Source organism: Phenylobacterium sp. J426 (assembly GCF_024699945.1).
GTDB lineage: Bacteria > Pseudomonadota > Alphaproteobacteria > Caulobacterales > Caulobacteraceae > Phenylobacterium.
This window is the reverse complement of the sequence record NZ_JAJOMY010000002.1, coordinates 132,059-145,502: the sequence shown is the minus strand read 5'-3', so window position 1 is coordinate 145,502 and position 13,444 is coordinate 132,059. Positions and strand designations below refer to the sequence as shown.

12 protein-coding genes and 2 pseudogenes are annotated in these 13,444 nt (G+C 68.6%); 3 read left to right on the top strand and 11 right to left on the bottom strand.

The window, feature by feature from the left end; all coding sequences use genetic code 11:
• Positions 1 to 9: 9 nt before the first annotated feature.
• Together LRS10_RS22385 and LRS10_RS22380 are read right to left on the bottom strand one after the other, a co-directional pair.
• Positions 10 to 252: a hypothetical protein gene (locus tag LRS10_RS22385; RefSeq protein WP_257839378.1), complete on the bottom strand. Its 243-nt coding sequence runs from the start codon at positions 250 to 252 to the stop codon at positions 10 to 12.
• A gap of 208 nt (positions 253 to 460) precedes the next feature.
• On the bottom strand, positions 461 to 664 hold the full coding sequence (locus tag LRS10_RS22380; protein WP_257839377.1) for a hypothetical protein: 204 nt from the start codon (positions 662 to 664) through the stop codon (positions 461 to 463).
• Positions 665 to 886: 222 nt separating this feature from the next.
• On the opposite strand from LRS10_RS22380, the pseudogene LRS10_RS22375 reads away from it, so the two are divergent.
• A pseudogene (locus tag LRS10_RS22375) lies at positions 887 to 4,186 on the top strand (ATP-binding protein); the annotation flags it as partial.
• Between the two features lie 245 nt (positions 4,187 to 4,431).
• A complete protein-coding gene (locus LRS10_RS22370; RefSeq protein ID WP_308238034.1) occupies positions 4,432 to 5,229 on the top strand; it encodes a response regulator in 798 nt (265 codons plus the stop codon).
• An 80-nt stretch (positions 5,230 to 5,309) separates the two neighbouring features.
• Here LRS10_RS22370 and LRS10_RS22365 read toward each other — a convergent pair whose 3' ends face one another.
• From LRS10_RS22365 to LRS10_RS22355, 3 genes are read right to left on the bottom strand one after another with little or no spacing between them, the layout of a single operon-like run.
• Positions 5,310 to 5,732, bottom strand: a complete 423-nt coding sequence (locus LRS10_RS22365) for a response regulator (protein WP_257839375.1) — start codon at positions 5,730 to 5,732, stop codon at positions 5,310 to 5,312.
• Complete coding sequence (locus LRS10_RS22360; protein ID WP_257839374.1) at positions 5,732 to 8,029, bottom strand: PAS domain S-box protein; 2,298 nt, start codon at positions 8,027 to 8,029, stop codon at positions 5,732 to 5,734. The genes LRS10_RS22365 and LRS10_RS22360 overlap by 1 nt, the downstream gene beginning before the upstream one ends.
• On the bottom strand, positions 7,935 to 8,393 hold the full coding sequence (locus LRS10_RS22355; protein WP_257839373.1) for a hypothetical protein: 459 nt from the start codon (positions 8,391 to 8,393) through the stop codon (positions 7,935 to 7,937). Before LRS10_RS22355 ends, LRS10_RS22360 begins: the two co-directional genes overlap by 95 nt.
• A gap of 788 nt (positions 8,394 to 9,181) precedes the next feature.
• Between LRS10_RS22355 and LRS10_RS22350 the strand changes: the two genes are divergently transcribed.
• Complete coding sequence (locus LRS10_RS22350) at positions 9,182 to 9,820, top strand: hypothetical protein (RefSeq protein WP_257839372.1); 639 nt, start codon at positions 9,182 to 9,184, stop codon at positions 9,818 to 9,820.
• Between the two features lie 78 nt (positions 9,821 to 9,898).
• Here LRS10_RS22350 and LRS10_RS22345 read toward each other — a convergent pair whose 3' ends face one another.
• The 6 genes and pseudogenes from LRS10_RS22345 to LRS10_RS22320 form a co-directional block, all read right to left on the bottom strand.
• The gene (locus tag LRS10_RS22345; protein WP_257839371.1) at positions 9,899 to 10,090 is read right to left on the bottom strand and encodes a hypothetical protein; all 192 of its coding nucleotides are present in this window, start codon (positions 10,088 to 10,090) and stop codon (positions 9,899 to 9,901) included.
• Between the two features lie 3 nt (positions 10,091 to 10,093).
• Positions 10,094 to 10,273, bottom strand: a complete 180-nt coding sequence (locus tag LRS10_RS22340; protein ID WP_257839370.1) for a hypothetical protein — start codon at positions 10,271 to 10,273, stop codon at positions 10,094 to 10,096.
• 592 nt (positions 10,274 to 10,865) lie between these two features.
• Entirely contained in the window at positions 10,866 to 11,591 is a 726-nt protein-coding gene (locus tag LRS10_RS22335; RefSeq protein ID WP_257839369.1) for a sensor histidine kinase KdpD, read from the bottom strand.
• A 151-nt stretch (positions 11,592 to 11,742) separates the two neighbouring features.
• A pseudogene (locus tag LRS10_RS22330) lies at positions 11,743 to 12,045 on the bottom strand (two-component system response regulator); the annotation flags it as partial.
• Positions 12,042 to 12,617 carry a chemotaxis protein CheB gene (locus LRS10_RS22325; RefSeq protein WP_257839368.1) on the bottom strand — a complete coding sequence of 192 codons (576 nt, stop codon included), beginning with the start codon at positions 12,615 to 12,617 and terminating at the stop codon, positions 12,042 to 12,044. The gene LRS10_RS22325 and the pseudogene LRS10_RS22330, both read right to left, overlap by 4 nt.
• Positions 12,614 to 13,438, bottom strand: a complete 825-nt coding sequence (locus tag LRS10_RS22320; RefSeq protein WP_257839367.1) for a protein-glutamate O-methyltransferase CheR — start codon at positions 13,436 to 13,438, stop codon at positions 12,614 to 12,616. Before LRS10_RS22320 ends, LRS10_RS22325 begins: the two co-directional genes overlap by 4 nt.
• Positions 13,439 to 13,444: the final 6 nt, after the last annotated feature.

Below are 13,444 nucleotides of genomic sequence, written 5' to 3'. Positions count from 1 at the left end.
GCGGGCGTTTCAGTCGTCTTCGACGATGACTTCCGCCTGGTCGCCGTTGCGGCGGATCGCGGCGGCCATGCCATGGGCCAGATGCAGGGCCTGCTCCTTGACGAGGAACGGGCCCATCGTCGCCCCGTCCTGCACGATCCAACCGCCTATTGAATTCCTGACCCGCAGCACGATTGTCATCTCCGGTTCCTGGCTCCGCGTGTCTCTGGTCATCGGCACGAATTCCCAATCGTCACAGCGCGGCAGCGCCATGGCGGTTCAAACCTCGCAGACGTTTGATCCCGGTCGCCGGCACGCTTTCGTGCCGAACGCCCTTGCCGTTCGTCTTGACCGCCCCGCGACATTCGGGGAAAGCTGCGCCGCGACGCGGGGGTGTCACGCGGGGTCGCCCGGACCATGGGCAACTGGTCCGGGCGATGGCATCCGGGCCGCAGGGGCGGAGACCGGCCGCCGCTGACGGCTATCGTCGGTTCGGGAACGCCTTCGGTTCGAGATCCACGTCGAGCCCTGTCTCGGCGCGATCCGCTGCTTCCAGGAGGGCGGTGGCGCTCAGCCTGGCGGCGGTCGGCGTGAGTGCGCCGTGCACGTTGCCGGGTCCGAGGAACACGACGTCGCCCTCGACGACGGTTATCTGCAGCGGGACCTGGTACGCAGTGCGGGACATCGCGGGCGGCTTGCTGAATGATAGCGTTCAACCCGGGACGGCCGGTGGGCGTTCCGCCTCAGTCTGCGGCTCCGTCCTAGCGGGTGAGATCGGCGGCGTCGTCAGTCTTGATGAGGAGACAGGCCCAGCCTGAGCGCGGCGCGCCGGGAATGCCTGGTCAGCTTAGCGACGCAGGTGCGGATCCTTCGCTGGGCGCGGAGCTACGCCTTGGCTCTGCGGTGAATGCGAACTAGTGTCCCGCGCGCCCCGATCTTCCAGACCCGCAAGGCAATGTCGAACCCTCCTGACGTCTTCAGTCTTGGCGGCGAGCTTGGCGCCCTGATCCGCGACTACGACTGGGCCGCGACCCCGCTTGGACCGCCGGCGGCCTGGTCGCAGAGCCTGAAGACCACGGTCGGTATCATGCTGACGTCGCGCCAGCCGATCTGGATCGGCTGGGGGCCGGAACTGACCTACCTCTACAACGACGCCTACAAGTCCATCATCGGCGGCAAGCACCCGCACGCGCTCGGCCAGCCCACGGCCGTGGTCTGGCGCGAGATCTGGGACGACATCGGCCCGATGCTGGCGACCGCCACACGCGGCGAGGAGGGCACCTACGCCGAGAGCCAGCTGCTGATCATGGAGCGCAACGGCTACCGGGAGGAGACCTACTACACCTTCTCCTACAGCCCGATCCTCGACGACGATGGGCGGCCGGGCGGCATCATCTGCGCCAACACGGACGATACGCGGCGGGTGATCGGCGAACGGCAGCTGGCGCTTTTGCGGGAGCTGGCCAGCCGCGCCGCCGAGGCGCGCGACGTCCAGTCGGTCTGCGAGGTGAGCGCCGCAGCGCTCTCGACCAACGCCTGCGACCTGCCGTTCGCCGCCATCTACCTGCTGGAGGGCGACGGCGGGCTTCGCCTCGCCTGCGCCAGCGGCATCGAAGCGGGCCATCCGGCGGCGCCTTTGGCGGTCGAGGACCCCGCGACCGCGCCCTGGCCTTTCGAGGCGGCGCTGCGCAGCCAGACTTGTGTGGTCGTCTCGGACCTGAGCGGGCTGGGGGAGCTGCCGACCGGCGCCTGGGCGCAAGCGCCAACCCAAGCCTCGGTCTTCCCCATTCCCGGGACGGGCGAGGCCGGGCCCGCCGGCCTGCTGGTTGTCGGGCTGAACCCGTTCCGGCTTTTCGACGCCGGCTATCGGGACTTCCTCGAGCTGGTGGCCGGGCAGATCTCGGCGGCGATCGCCAACGCCCAGGCCTATGTCGAAGAGCGCCGCCGCGCCGAAGCCCTGGCCGAGATCGACCGGGCGAAGACGCAGTTCTTCTCGAATGTCAGCCACGAGTTCCGCACCCCGCTCACGCTCATGCTGGGGCCGCTGGAGGATGCGCTGGGCGATGAGCACGCCCCGGTCAGCGGCGCGCAGCATGAGCGACTGAAGACGGCGCATCGCAACAGCCTGCGGCTGCTGAAGCTCGTCAATTCGCTCCTCGATTTCTCGCGCATCGAAGCCGGCCGGGCCCAGGCCCGGTTCCAGCCCGTGGCGCTCGACGTCGCCACGGCGGACCTTGCATCCACGTTCCGCTCGGCCTTTGAGCGGGCCGGGCTGGGCTACCGCATCGAGTGCGAGCCCCTTCCACAAGAGGTCTATGTGGATCGGGACATGTGGGAAAAGATTGTCCTCAATCTGCTCTCCAATGCCTTCAAGTTCACCTTCGAAGGCGAGGTCCTCGTCCGTCTCCGCTCCGGAAGCGATGGCAAGGCCGCCGAGCTGGTCGTGCAGGACAGCGGCGTGGGCGTGCCCGCCGAAGAACTGCCGCGCCTGTTCGACCGGTTCCATCGTGTGGAGGGCCAGAAGAGCCGCTCCTTCGAGGGGTCAGGGATCGGTCTGGCCCTCGTGCAGGAGCTGGTCCGGCAGCACGGCGGCGCCATCACGGTCGAGAGCACGCCGGGCCAGGGCACTGCGTTCATGATCCGCGTTCCGTTCGGGAGCGACCATCTGCCTGCGAGCCACGTCGCCAGGGGTGAGGCCGACGATGGCGCGAAGTCCCGGGCCGAGGCCTACGTCGAGGAAGCGCTTCGCTGGCTGCCCGAGGAGGCCGAAGGGGCGCTGCCCGCCGCGGAACTGGACGCCGAAGAGGCGCCGCCGGTGGCTACGTCGCGGCCCTATGTGCTGGTCGCCGACGACAACGCCGATATGCGCGGCTATGTGCGCCGCCTGCTCAGCAGGAGCTGCATGGTCGAGACGGCGCCGGACGGGAACGCCGCGCTGCAGGCGATCCGGCGTCGTAAGCCCGATCTCCTGCTCTCCGACGTGATGATGCCGGGCCTGGACGGCTTCGGTCTCCTGCAGGAAATCCGGGACGACCCGGCGCTGCGCGATCTGCCGGTGATCCTGCTCTCGGCGCGCGCCGGCGAGGAAGCGCAGGTCGAGGGCCTTGCGGCCGGCGCCGACGACTACATGACGAAGCCCTTCTCGGCGCGTGAGCTTACGGCGCGCGTGCAGGCGAACCTGGAACTGGCCCGGGTCCGCCGCGAGGCGATGGAGACGTTGCGGGAGAGCGAGCTGCGCTTCCGCAACATGGCCGACCATGCGCCGGTGATGATGTGGGTGACCGACTCTACGGGGTATTGCATCTATCTGAACCGCGTCTGGTACGAGTACACCGGCCAGGTGGAAGCGGAAGCTCTCGGGTTTGGTTGGCTCGACGCCACCCACCCCGACGACAAGGCGATGGCCAACGAGGCCTTCCTTGCCGCCAACGCGAAGGCGGAAGCCTTCCGTCTCGAATACCGGTTGCGGCGCGCCGATGGCGAATATCGCTGGGCGATCGATGCGGCCGCGCCGCGGTTTGGGGCCGATGGCGAGTTCCTGGGCTATGTGGGCTCGGTGATCGACATCACCGACCGGCGGCAAGCCGAGGAGGTGCTGCGCCGGGCGAACGAGAACCTCGAGCATCTCGTGGCCGAGGCGGTCGCCCGCCGGGTGGAGGCGGAGGCCCAGCTTCGGCAGGCGCAGAAGATGGATGCGATCGGCCAGCTGACCGGCGGCGTCGCGCACGACTTCAACAACCTGTTGCAAGTCATCGGCGGCAATCTGCAGCTGCTCATCAAGGACGTGGCGGGCAAGCCCCGCGCGGAGACGCGCATCGAGAATGCGCTGGCCGGAGTCTCGCGCGGCGCCAAGCTCGCCTCGCAGCTGCTGGCCTTCAGCCGCCGCCAACCTCTGGAGCCGAAGGTCATCAATATCGGGCGGTTCGTTCGTGGCCTGGACGACATGCTCCGCCGCGCGCTCGGCGAAGAAGTCGAGGTGGAGACCACCATCTCGGGCGGTCTGTGGAACACCTTCGCCGACCCCACGCAGGTCGAGAACGCGCTTCTCAACCTGGCGATCAATGGCCGGGACGCCATGGACGGCCATGGCAAGCTGACGATCGAGGCGAGCAACGCCTTCCTGGATGACGCCTATGCCCGCGCGCATGCGGACGTGGACGCCGGCCAATACGTCCTGCTGGCGGTGACGGACACCGGCTGCGGCATGTCGCCGGACTTGGTGGACAAGGTCTTCGAGCCCTTCTTCTCGACCAAGCCGGAAGGCAAGGGGGACCGGGCTTGGCCTCAGCCAGGTCTATGGCTTCGCCAAACAGTCCGGCGGCCATGTGAAGATCTACAGCGAGGTGGGGCAGGGGACCACGGTCAAGCTCTACCTGCCCCGGTCGCAGGAAGCCGAGGACGTGGTCCTGGAGCGCGAGGCGCTGCCGGCGACGGGGGGAGGAGACCGTCCTCGTGGTGGAGGACGACGACGACGTTCGTGCGACCGCCGTGGAATTGCTGTCGGAGCTCGGGTACCGCGTGCTCAAGGCCTCCGACGCCACGGCGGCGCTGGCGATCATCGACAGCGGCCTGCCCGTCGACCTGCTGTTCACCGACGTCGTCATGCCCGGGCCGCTGCGCAGTCCGGAACTGGCGCGCAAGGCCCGTGAGCGCCTGCCGAACATCGCGGTGCTGTTCACCTCGGGCTATACCGAAAACGCCATCGTCCACGGCGGGCGTCTGGATGAAGGCGTCAACCTGATCAGCAAACCCTATTCGCGCGAGGCGCTCGCCCGGAAGATCCGCCATGTTCTGGCCGCTGAGCGGCAACGCGGCGCGGGTGCCTGGCCGGTCGCGCCGCCTGCGCCTGCGCCGCAACAGGAGACTCCCTCGGAAGGCTTCACCATCCTCTTCGTGGAAGATGACGATCTCATCCGGCTGACCACGGCCGAGATGCTGAAGGACCTGGGACATATCGTCGTGGAAGCGAGCGGCGCCGATGAAGCGCTCGTCGCGCTTCAGACCTGCGTCTTCGATGTGCTGATCACCGACCTGGAGCTTCCTGGCGTCTCGGGGGAGGCCCTCGTCAACCAGGCGCGTCAGCAGCAACCCGGCCTCGGCGTCATCTTCGCCACCGGCTCAGACTTCGTGCCGCCGGACGGCCTGGCCGACGCCATCGTGCTCAGGAAGCCCTACGACGTGGGCGATCTCGCCGCCACCCTTCGCGGCTTGAGGCGGCCGACGTCCAGGGCTGTCGAGAAGGACGCCTGACGGCGGATGGCGCTTGGGCCGATCGGCCGCGCGGGGCTTGCGGGCAGGGAAGGAGTGGCCCTTGCGGTTTCGAGAGGCGCTCAGCCTGCGGCGATGAGCCGATCGGCGAGGGCTCGCGCAAGCACGGCAGGCGCCGTCGGCTTGGCGAAGACCGAGGCCTCGGGGTAGCGGGCCTGAAGGTCCGGCGACAGGCCTGCGCCGGTGTGGATGAGCCAGGCGACGCCGCGACGAAGCAGCACCTCGATCACCGGGCCGACGTCGCCATCGGGCAGATTGACATCGAGGACGGCGCCGGAGAGGCCGCCGCGGCCGGCGATTTCGAGCGCATCGCGGACGCTCATGGCGAGCTCGACATCGGCGCCGGCATCTTCGAGGCCATCGGCGATGTCGAAGGCGATGAACGGCTCATCTTCCACGACCAGGATGCGGATCCCGCTCAGGTCGGCCGGGCCCGAGGCCCGCCGGGCCGCAGGCGCACTTTCCTGTTTCGACGCGTACCCCACTAGCCTCGCACCCGATCGATTGGCACTGCGAGGAAGATTTGCACGCCATCCGCTAACCAGTCGTAACGGATGGCGCCGCCGAGCTGTCGCTCGATGGAGACCTGGGCGAGCTGGCTCCCGAAGCCGCTCTTTTCGGGCGGTCCATCGAGGCGGGGACCGCCCGTTTCGCGCCAGGCCACCCGCAGCTCGCCGCCAACGATCTCCCAGGCGATCGAAAGCCGGCCTTCCTTTGCCGAGAGGGCGCCGTACTTGGCCGCATTGGTGGCAAGCTCGTGCAGGACGAGCGCCAGGCTGGTGGCGGCCGTCGGCGTCAGCGTGAGGGCAGGCCCGCTCAAGGACAGACGATGTCGGTCACCATCGCCAAGGTGCGGCGCGAGCAAGGCTTCGGTGAGTTCGAGGAGATCGGCTTCCGTGGCGGGGCCGAAATCCATGGTGATGGCGGAGCGGATGAGCTCGTGCGCCTGGGCCAGCGCAGTCAGGCGGCCCTTCAGAGCGGTCGCCATGTCGCGCGCCGTCGTCGAGTTCTTGGCGGTCATGGTCACCATGCCGGCGACCACGGCGAACAGGTTCTTGACCCGATGGTTCAGCTCGCGGAGCAGGAGCTGGCGCGCGTCCTCCGCCTTCTTGCGTTCGGTCAGGTCGAGCATCGCGCCGATGAAGCGAACCGCGCGCCCAACCTCATCGCGCACGAGGTGCCCCCGATCCAGGATAGCCGCATAGCTGCCATCGGCGCGGCGGAACCGGTACTCGTCGGTCCAGGTGTCGGCATGGCCCTCGATGACGGCGTGGATGGAACGGTCCACCCGGGCGCGATCCTCCGGATGGATGTGGTCGACCCACCAGCGGCCGGTTGGCGCCACCTGCTCAGGCGCGTAGCCGAAGAGCGCCGTCAGGGCCTCGCTCCAGACGACGTGATCGGCGCGAAGGTCCCAATCCCAGATCGCATCGTTGGTGGCGCGGGCGGCCAGACGGTAGCGCTCCTCGGCGTCGTGCAGCGCCTGGGTCCGCGCCTTCTCCTCGGAGATGTTGCGCGCTTCGATGACCGTGCCGACGGGCTCGCCGGCCTCGTCGAGCATGGGGCTGGCGGTGAACGCCACCGGGTAGAGCGACCCGTCGGGCGCGACGAACAGCTCTTCGCCGGACATCTGGGCTTGCGCCGGGAAGGCCCGGTCGATCGGGCACTCCTCGAGGGGATAGGGCGAGCCATCCGGCTTCTTGTGATGGATCACGTCGTGCAGGGGACGGCCCTGCATCTGTTCATACGTATAACCGGTCAGCTTCGCGGCGGCGGCATTGGCGTAGACGCAATGCTGTCGCTCATCCATCAGGAACACCGCCTCGCGCGTGTTGTTCAAGATGGCGTCCAGGCGTCGGGTCGTCTCGCGAAGCCGCTCTTCCGTGTTCCGTCGTTCTTCGATGTCGAGGAGGACGCCCGGGAACCTGAGCGCGCGGCCTTCGGCGTCAAGGTCCACGCGGCCATTGGCTTCCACCCAGCGGTAGGCGCCCTCGGCGTGCCTCACCCTATATTCGCAGCGGTAGGCTCCGCCACGGGCGATGGCCTCGTCGATGGCCTGGGCGACGCGGGCGCGGTCGTCCTCGTGGATGGATTCCATCACGGCATCGAGCGGCAGTCCGAGGCGGCAGTGCTCGGGATCGAGGCTGAAGGACCGCGCGAAGCGCTCATCGGCCGTGAAGTGGTCCGCGAGCACGTGCCAGACCCAGGTGCCCACGATCGCGCCGGCATCGAGGGCGAGTTGCACGCGCTCCGCCTCGTCTCGGGCGCGCTCTTCCAGGGCGCGCCTGGCCGAGATGTCTCGGTAGAAGATCGCCAGCCCGTCGCCCGAAGGATAGGCCCGCACCTCCACCCAGGCTTCGTGGCCCTCCTCCCATCGGTGATGGATCTCGGCGGAGACCGGCACGCGTTCGGCCATGGCGCGCTTGTAGAGCCGGCCCTGCGTGGTGTCCTCGGTGCCGGGCCAGGCCTCCCAATGGGACTTGCCGGTCACCGCTTCGCGCGGGCGGCGCTCCATGCGCAGTCCCTCGGCGTTGATCTCGACGACGCGGAAGTCGGCATCGAGGAGGACAAAGGCCTCACCCATGCCTTCGAGCACCCCGCGCAGGCGTGCTTCGCTGTCGCTCAGAGCGCGCTTGGCGAGCACTTGGCCGGTGATCTCCTGACAGGGACAGAAGAAGCCTGCGACCTCACCGCCATGGTCCCGGACCGGGGTATAGGAGAACGCGAAGTGGGTCTCCTCCGCAAATCCGCGGCGGTGCATCAAGAGCTGGATGTCGTCCATGTGCACCGGCTCGCCGCCGTAGGCCTGGGCGACGATGGGGGGTGAGGTCGGCGCGGATCTCGGACCACACGTCCAGGAAGTCCCGGCCAAGCGCGTCCGGGTGTTTCGAGGCCAGGATGTGGGCGTAGGCGGTGTTGTAGAGCAGCGTGCGGTCCGGTCCCCAGGCGATGAACATCGGCTGGTTGGATCCCATCATGACGCCCACCAGCGTCTTGAGCGCCTGCGGCCATGACGCAAGCGGTCCAAGTGGGGTTGACGACCAGTCGTGGTCTCGAATGCGGGCCGCCATCTCGCCGCCGGCGAGGAGGAAGCTCGGCAGATCTGCGGGGCCGAGGCCTGGGGCGCGGTCGACGAGCTGGGTCAAGTCGGTCCTATGGTCTTAGGGAAAGCCTGGCGCTTATCCCATTGATCAGCAGGGCTTAGCCCCGCCCTAGACCAGCGACAAGGCCGCTCTCGCCCTCCACGTCTGGGCGGGGCGCCATATGATCGACGCCCTGCCGTTCCGCGGCGATGTCGCGTCGCACGCTCCGTCTGAGGGCAAGGGTTGGTCGGAGCGCAAACGCCTAGTCCTGACCCTCCTGCGCGGAGGCATCGGAGACATCTCCACCTGACGTCGCCCTAATCTGGCCGCGGCGGCTTTGCGCGGAACGCCGCTTCATATGGCACGTTTCGACGGCAGACCGCATGAAGCCCCGATCGGGCGGTCGGGTGGCCGGCTCCGCTGTTCCTGAAGGCTCCCAGCCTGCCCGGTTCGGGGTCGGCCGCTTTTCCCCGCGTGCGCGTGTGTGTTTACGGGCGGCGGAGGCGTCGAGTGTCGTCCCGCCACCCGCGCCACCCGGTCGCAAAGGAGCCAGCGCCGAGTCGGCCTAGTATCCAGGCTGGGACGAGACGCATGACGACAACAAACGGCCAATTCGCATTGGTGACATCGGCGGGATACCTGCTCGACCAGGTGAGGGTCGGCCGGGGCGGCTTCGACTTCGTGGACGCGTTGATCATCGTCGCGGTCGCCCAGGCCAATGTCGAACCGATCCTGCGCACCCGGCTCTGCAGAGAGCCTACGCCACCTACGAGGCGCCCCCGCCGGACCACCTCCGCCGGCCGATCAGCATCAGTGCGTTGGCCCAGTCGCTCGCCTTGTCCTTCGAGACCGTGAGACGCCGTGTCTCACGGTTGGCGCTGCTGGGCGTCCTGCGGAGCCGGTCGGACGGGATCTGGACCTCTGCGGCCCTGGTCGACAACCCGGCACACCGGCGCAATGTCGAAGCCGCCTATGCACGTCTGCGGGACCTCTACACGCGGCTCTCATCTCTGGAGGAACTGGCTGATCTGCCGATGTCGGAACCATGGAGCGGCGCGCCTCCGCTGCGGGCGGCGGCGCGGATCTCCGGCGAGTATCTGCTTCGCCTCGTCGATCGGCTGACGGCCTTGCTGCACGATCCCACCGACGCCGCCGTCTGGCTCGAGATCGTGCGCTCCAGCACCACTCTGGCGCCGGAGGATGTGGCCGGGCCCCCCGCGCTCGTCCGGCGGCCTGTGGCACGCACGCTCATCGCCAGGCAGCTCGGTCTGCCGTCAGAGACCGTCCGCCGCCGGATCGCCCGCCTCTCGGCCCTGGGCGCTTGCGAGCGGTCGGGCGCGGGGCTCGTCGTGCCAAACGAGGTGCTTCAACGTGCCGATTTCGCCGCCGTGATCGACCGAAACCTGACGGACCTGCGGCGCATGTTCATAGGGTTGGCCCAGCTGGGCGCGCTGCCGGCGCCTGCAGGGGTGGCGGCCATCGCCGCCTGACGTCCGAAAATCGGGAGCCCCCCGGCCGGGGGGCCGATCTCTCCATTCGGCAGGAGGCGTTGACGCTGACGAGTCCGGTCAGGGCCCGCCGAGCAGATTGCCATCGGCGTCCCGACTGCCGCCGCGGATGTCATCCTCGATCTGCGCGAGGTGACGCCGATGCTCGATCTGCGTCGATGCGAACATCCGCAGAAGCTCGCGGGCCTGCGCCAGCCTGTTGGCCACCCGGTTCGAGGGGCTGAAGCGCCGCTCGGGCCGGGCTTTGGGCAAGGATCAGGCGTCCGGCGTCTCCTCGCCGGCCTGCATCGCCGCGGCCAGGTCGCGCCATCCGCTGGCGAGTTCGAGGTATCTTTGGCGGTACAACGGTATCCGGACCTTCGAGGCCAGATGCTCGTACTCGGCGGCCTTCTGCAGGCACGCCTTCAGGGTGTGGCGGGGACGGTCTGTCGTCATGGCGCGGACGTCCTTATGTCACCTCCCGGCCGAAGAAAGTCGACTCCACGACAGTGCAGGCGTTTTCGGCGCTCCGTGTGTGTGTGTGGCGGGAAGGGGCGCCGGGTGAAGCCAGGCCGGGCGCGGCCTCACATGCGCGAACCTGAGCCGGCCGGCGCCCTTGCGGGAGGGCGACCGGTCCGGCAAAATCCAGTCGATGCAAAGGGCTCGCCCTGGCCCGCGAGGGTTTGGCATCATCGCCAAGGCGAAATCAGCCGCATTGGCTTCCGGGTTGGTGGGCCGAGCGAAAGGTCGCTCGGCCCGTTCCGGAACCCGGGGTTGGGGACCCGCGCCGCCGGTGCAAGCCCATGGAGCTGCTTGCAATAGGCCCCATGGCCGAAGGGCGTTCTCTTGGAACGGCCTGCGATACGCACGATGACCGAAGAACGTTAACAATCTCCACGTGAGCCGAAGCTTACGGCGCGAGGGTTTGACATCGGGCAGCCCCGTTCGCCGTCCGTCGTCAGCCTGACGATGGAGAGTTGGATGGCGACAGGGCGTGCCGCACCCCAAAGGGGGCGGCCTTGGCTGGACGTGGTGTGCGGAGCCGCCGTCAGGCTTCGACGTCGGCCGCCGCCCGCTCTTCGATCGGCGCGACGAGGACGGGCAGGCGCACGGCGAAGGTGCTGCCTTGATCGGGCGCGCTGTGCTTCAACTGGACCGTGCCGCCGTGGAGTTCCACGAGTTCCTTGACGAGGGCGAGGCCGATGCCGAGGCCTTCCTGCGCGCGCTCCGTCGGGCTCTTCACCTGGGCGAAGAGCTCGAAGATCTCCGCCTGCATGGGCTCAGGAATGCCGATGCCATTGTCGGAGACTTCGATCTCGGCGACGCCCTCGGCCACCCGGACGCAGAGGGCGACGTGGCCGCCGGCCGGGGTGTACTTGGCGGCGTTGTTCAGCAGGTTGCTGACCACCTGGGCAAGGCGCGTCGCGTCGCCGTGCAGCCAGGTGGGCGTATCGAGCCTCTCGACGGCGAGCGCATGGCCGGCCGCCTCGATCTGCGGGCGGCTGGCCTCCACGGCGAAGTCGAGGATGGCCTGCAGCGCCACGGGCTCGCGCTTCAGCGCAAGCTTGCCCTGGTCGATCCGGGAGATGTCCAGGAGGTCGTCGACGAGGCGGGTCAGGTGCGCCACCTGGCGCTCCATCTGGGCGTGGATCTCGGCGGCCGCCTCCGGGTCCTTGCGCCGCTTCAGGAAGTGCAGCCCGGCGGACAGCGCCATGATGGGATTGCGCAGCTCGTGGCCGAGCACAGCCAGGAACTCGTTCTTGTGACGGTCCACCGTCCTCAGCCGCTCGGCATAGGCCCCGAGCGCGTCCCGATGGGCGATGATCTGGGCGCCGCTGCTGGTGGAGGTCGAAGAAGACGTTCGCCTTGCTGCGCAGCACGTCGGCCTCGACCGGCTTTTGGATGAAGTCGACGGCGCCGGCCTCATAACCGCGGAAGCGGCGCTGGCCATCGGCGCTGCCGGCCGTGACGAAGATGATCGGGATGTGCCGCGAGCGCTCGGCGCCGCGCATGAGCTCGGCCAGCTGGAAGCCATCGATGCCCGGCATCTGCACGTCGACCAGGGCAAGCGCGACGTCGTGGGTGAGCAGCATCTCCAGCGCCGCTTCGCCGGAGCGCGCCTTCAGGCAGGCCAGCCCCTCCCGTCGCAGCAGCGCCTCAAGCGCCAGCAGGTTCTCGTCCAGGTCGTCGACGAGCAGGACGTTGATCGGCTGCTCCGTGGCGCTCATGGCGTTCCCAGGTCCGAGAGATGGGCGGCGATGGCGTCCAGGCTCATGACCGCGGCGCCCGGCGCCGCATCGCACGCGGCCGCCGGCATCACCGAGGCCGTGGCGGTCTCGGGATCCTCCACGATCGCCGTGCCGCCGGCCCTGGCGACCGCCAGAAGGCCTCGGGCGCCGTCCTGGTTTGCGCCCGTGAGCACGATGGCCACGAGGCCGGGACCGAGCGCGTCGGCGGCGCTTTCAAACAGCACGTCGATGGAAGGGCGCGAGTGGTGCACGAGTTCGTCCGACGACAGGGAGAGCGAACCGTCCGCCTCCACAAGAAGGTGATAGTCCGAAGGCGCGAAATACACCACGCCTGGACGCGCCGGCTCCTTGTCTTCGGCTTCCTTGACCTCGAGGCGGCAACGGTCGGCGAGCAGGGGCACGAGCGCATTCTCCCGATCGGGCGGCACATGCACCACGACCAGGACGGGGACGGGGAGCGTGTGCGGGAGCGCGGGGAGGATCTGCAGCAGGGCCTGCACCGCCCCCGCCGAGCCGCCGATCGCCACGGCCCGGGGCCGGTCGGCGCTCATGGCTCGCGCCTGCGGTAGATCTTCTCGTCGCGCACGAACTCGGCGAAGGCTTCGGCATGGCTGGAGAAGCGGAGGCTTTCCTTGGCGCCCAGGCCCAGGAAGCCCTGCCGCGCAAGGGAGTCCCGGAAGAGGCCCAGCACCCGATCCTGCAGGGGGCGGTCGAAGTAGATGAGGACGTTACGGCAGGAGATCAGGTGCATCTCGGCAAAGACGGCGTCGGTCGCCAGGCTGTGGTCCGAGAAGACGACCTGGCTGCGGAGCGTCTTGTCGAAGATCGCGCGGCCGTAGTCGGCGACATAGTAGTCGGAGAGCGATGTCTTCGCGCCCGACTTCTGATGGTTCTCAGTGAACTTGCGCATCCGGTCGAGCGGGTAGACGCCGGCTTCGGCCGCGCGCAGCGCCTCGGGGTTGATGTCGGTGGCGTAGAACAGTGTCCGCTCATGCAGGCCTTCCTCACGGAAGAGCACGGCCAGCGAATAGAGCTCCTCGCCGTGGCTGCAACCCGCCACCCAGACCTTCAGCGAGGGATAGGTGCGAAGGTGCGGCAGCACCTTCTCGCGCAGCGCGCGGAAGTAGGACGGGTCTCGGAACATCTCGCTCACCTGGACGGTGAGGTAGCCGAGCAGCGCCGCGAGGGTGGCCGGATCGTGCAGCAGGCTGGCCTGCAGGGCTGAGACGCTCGCGAAGCCCAGGTTCTGGCGCGCCTGGGTGATCCGGCGCTTGATCGAGGCCCGGGCGTAGTTGCGGAAGTCATAGTGGTAGCGCCCAAAGAGCGCCTCCAGCAGCAGCTGGATCTCCAGGTCCTCGACGCTGTCGGTCATCGGCGG

Bases quoted from the DNA above. Each gene is read 5' to 3' on its own strand.
- LRS10_RS22385 (WP_257839378.1), bottom strand. From the start codon at position 252: ATGGCGCTGCCGCGCTGTGACGATTGGGAATTCGTGCCGATGACCAGA.
- LRS10_RS22380 (WP_257839377.1), bottom strand. From the start codon at position 664: ATGTCCCGCACTGCGTACCAGGTCCCGCTGCAGATAACCGTCGTCGAG.
- LRS10_RS22360 (WP_257839374.1), bottom strand. From the start codon at position 8,029: ATGGACGACATCCAGCTCTTGATGCACCGCCGCGGATTTGCGGAGGAG.
- LRS10_RS22340 (WP_257839370.1), bottom strand. From the start codon at position 10,273: ATGACGACAGACCGTCCCCGCCACACCCTGAAGGCGTGCCTGCAGAAG.
- LRS10_RS22325 (WP_257839368.1), bottom strand. From the start codon at position 12,617: ATGAGCGCCGACCGGCCCCGGGCCGTGGCGATCGGCGGCTCGGCGGGG.
- LRS10_RS22320 (WP_257839367.1), bottom strand. From the start codon at position 13,438: ATGACCGACAGCGTCGAGGACCTGGAGATCCAGCTGCTGCTGGAGGCG.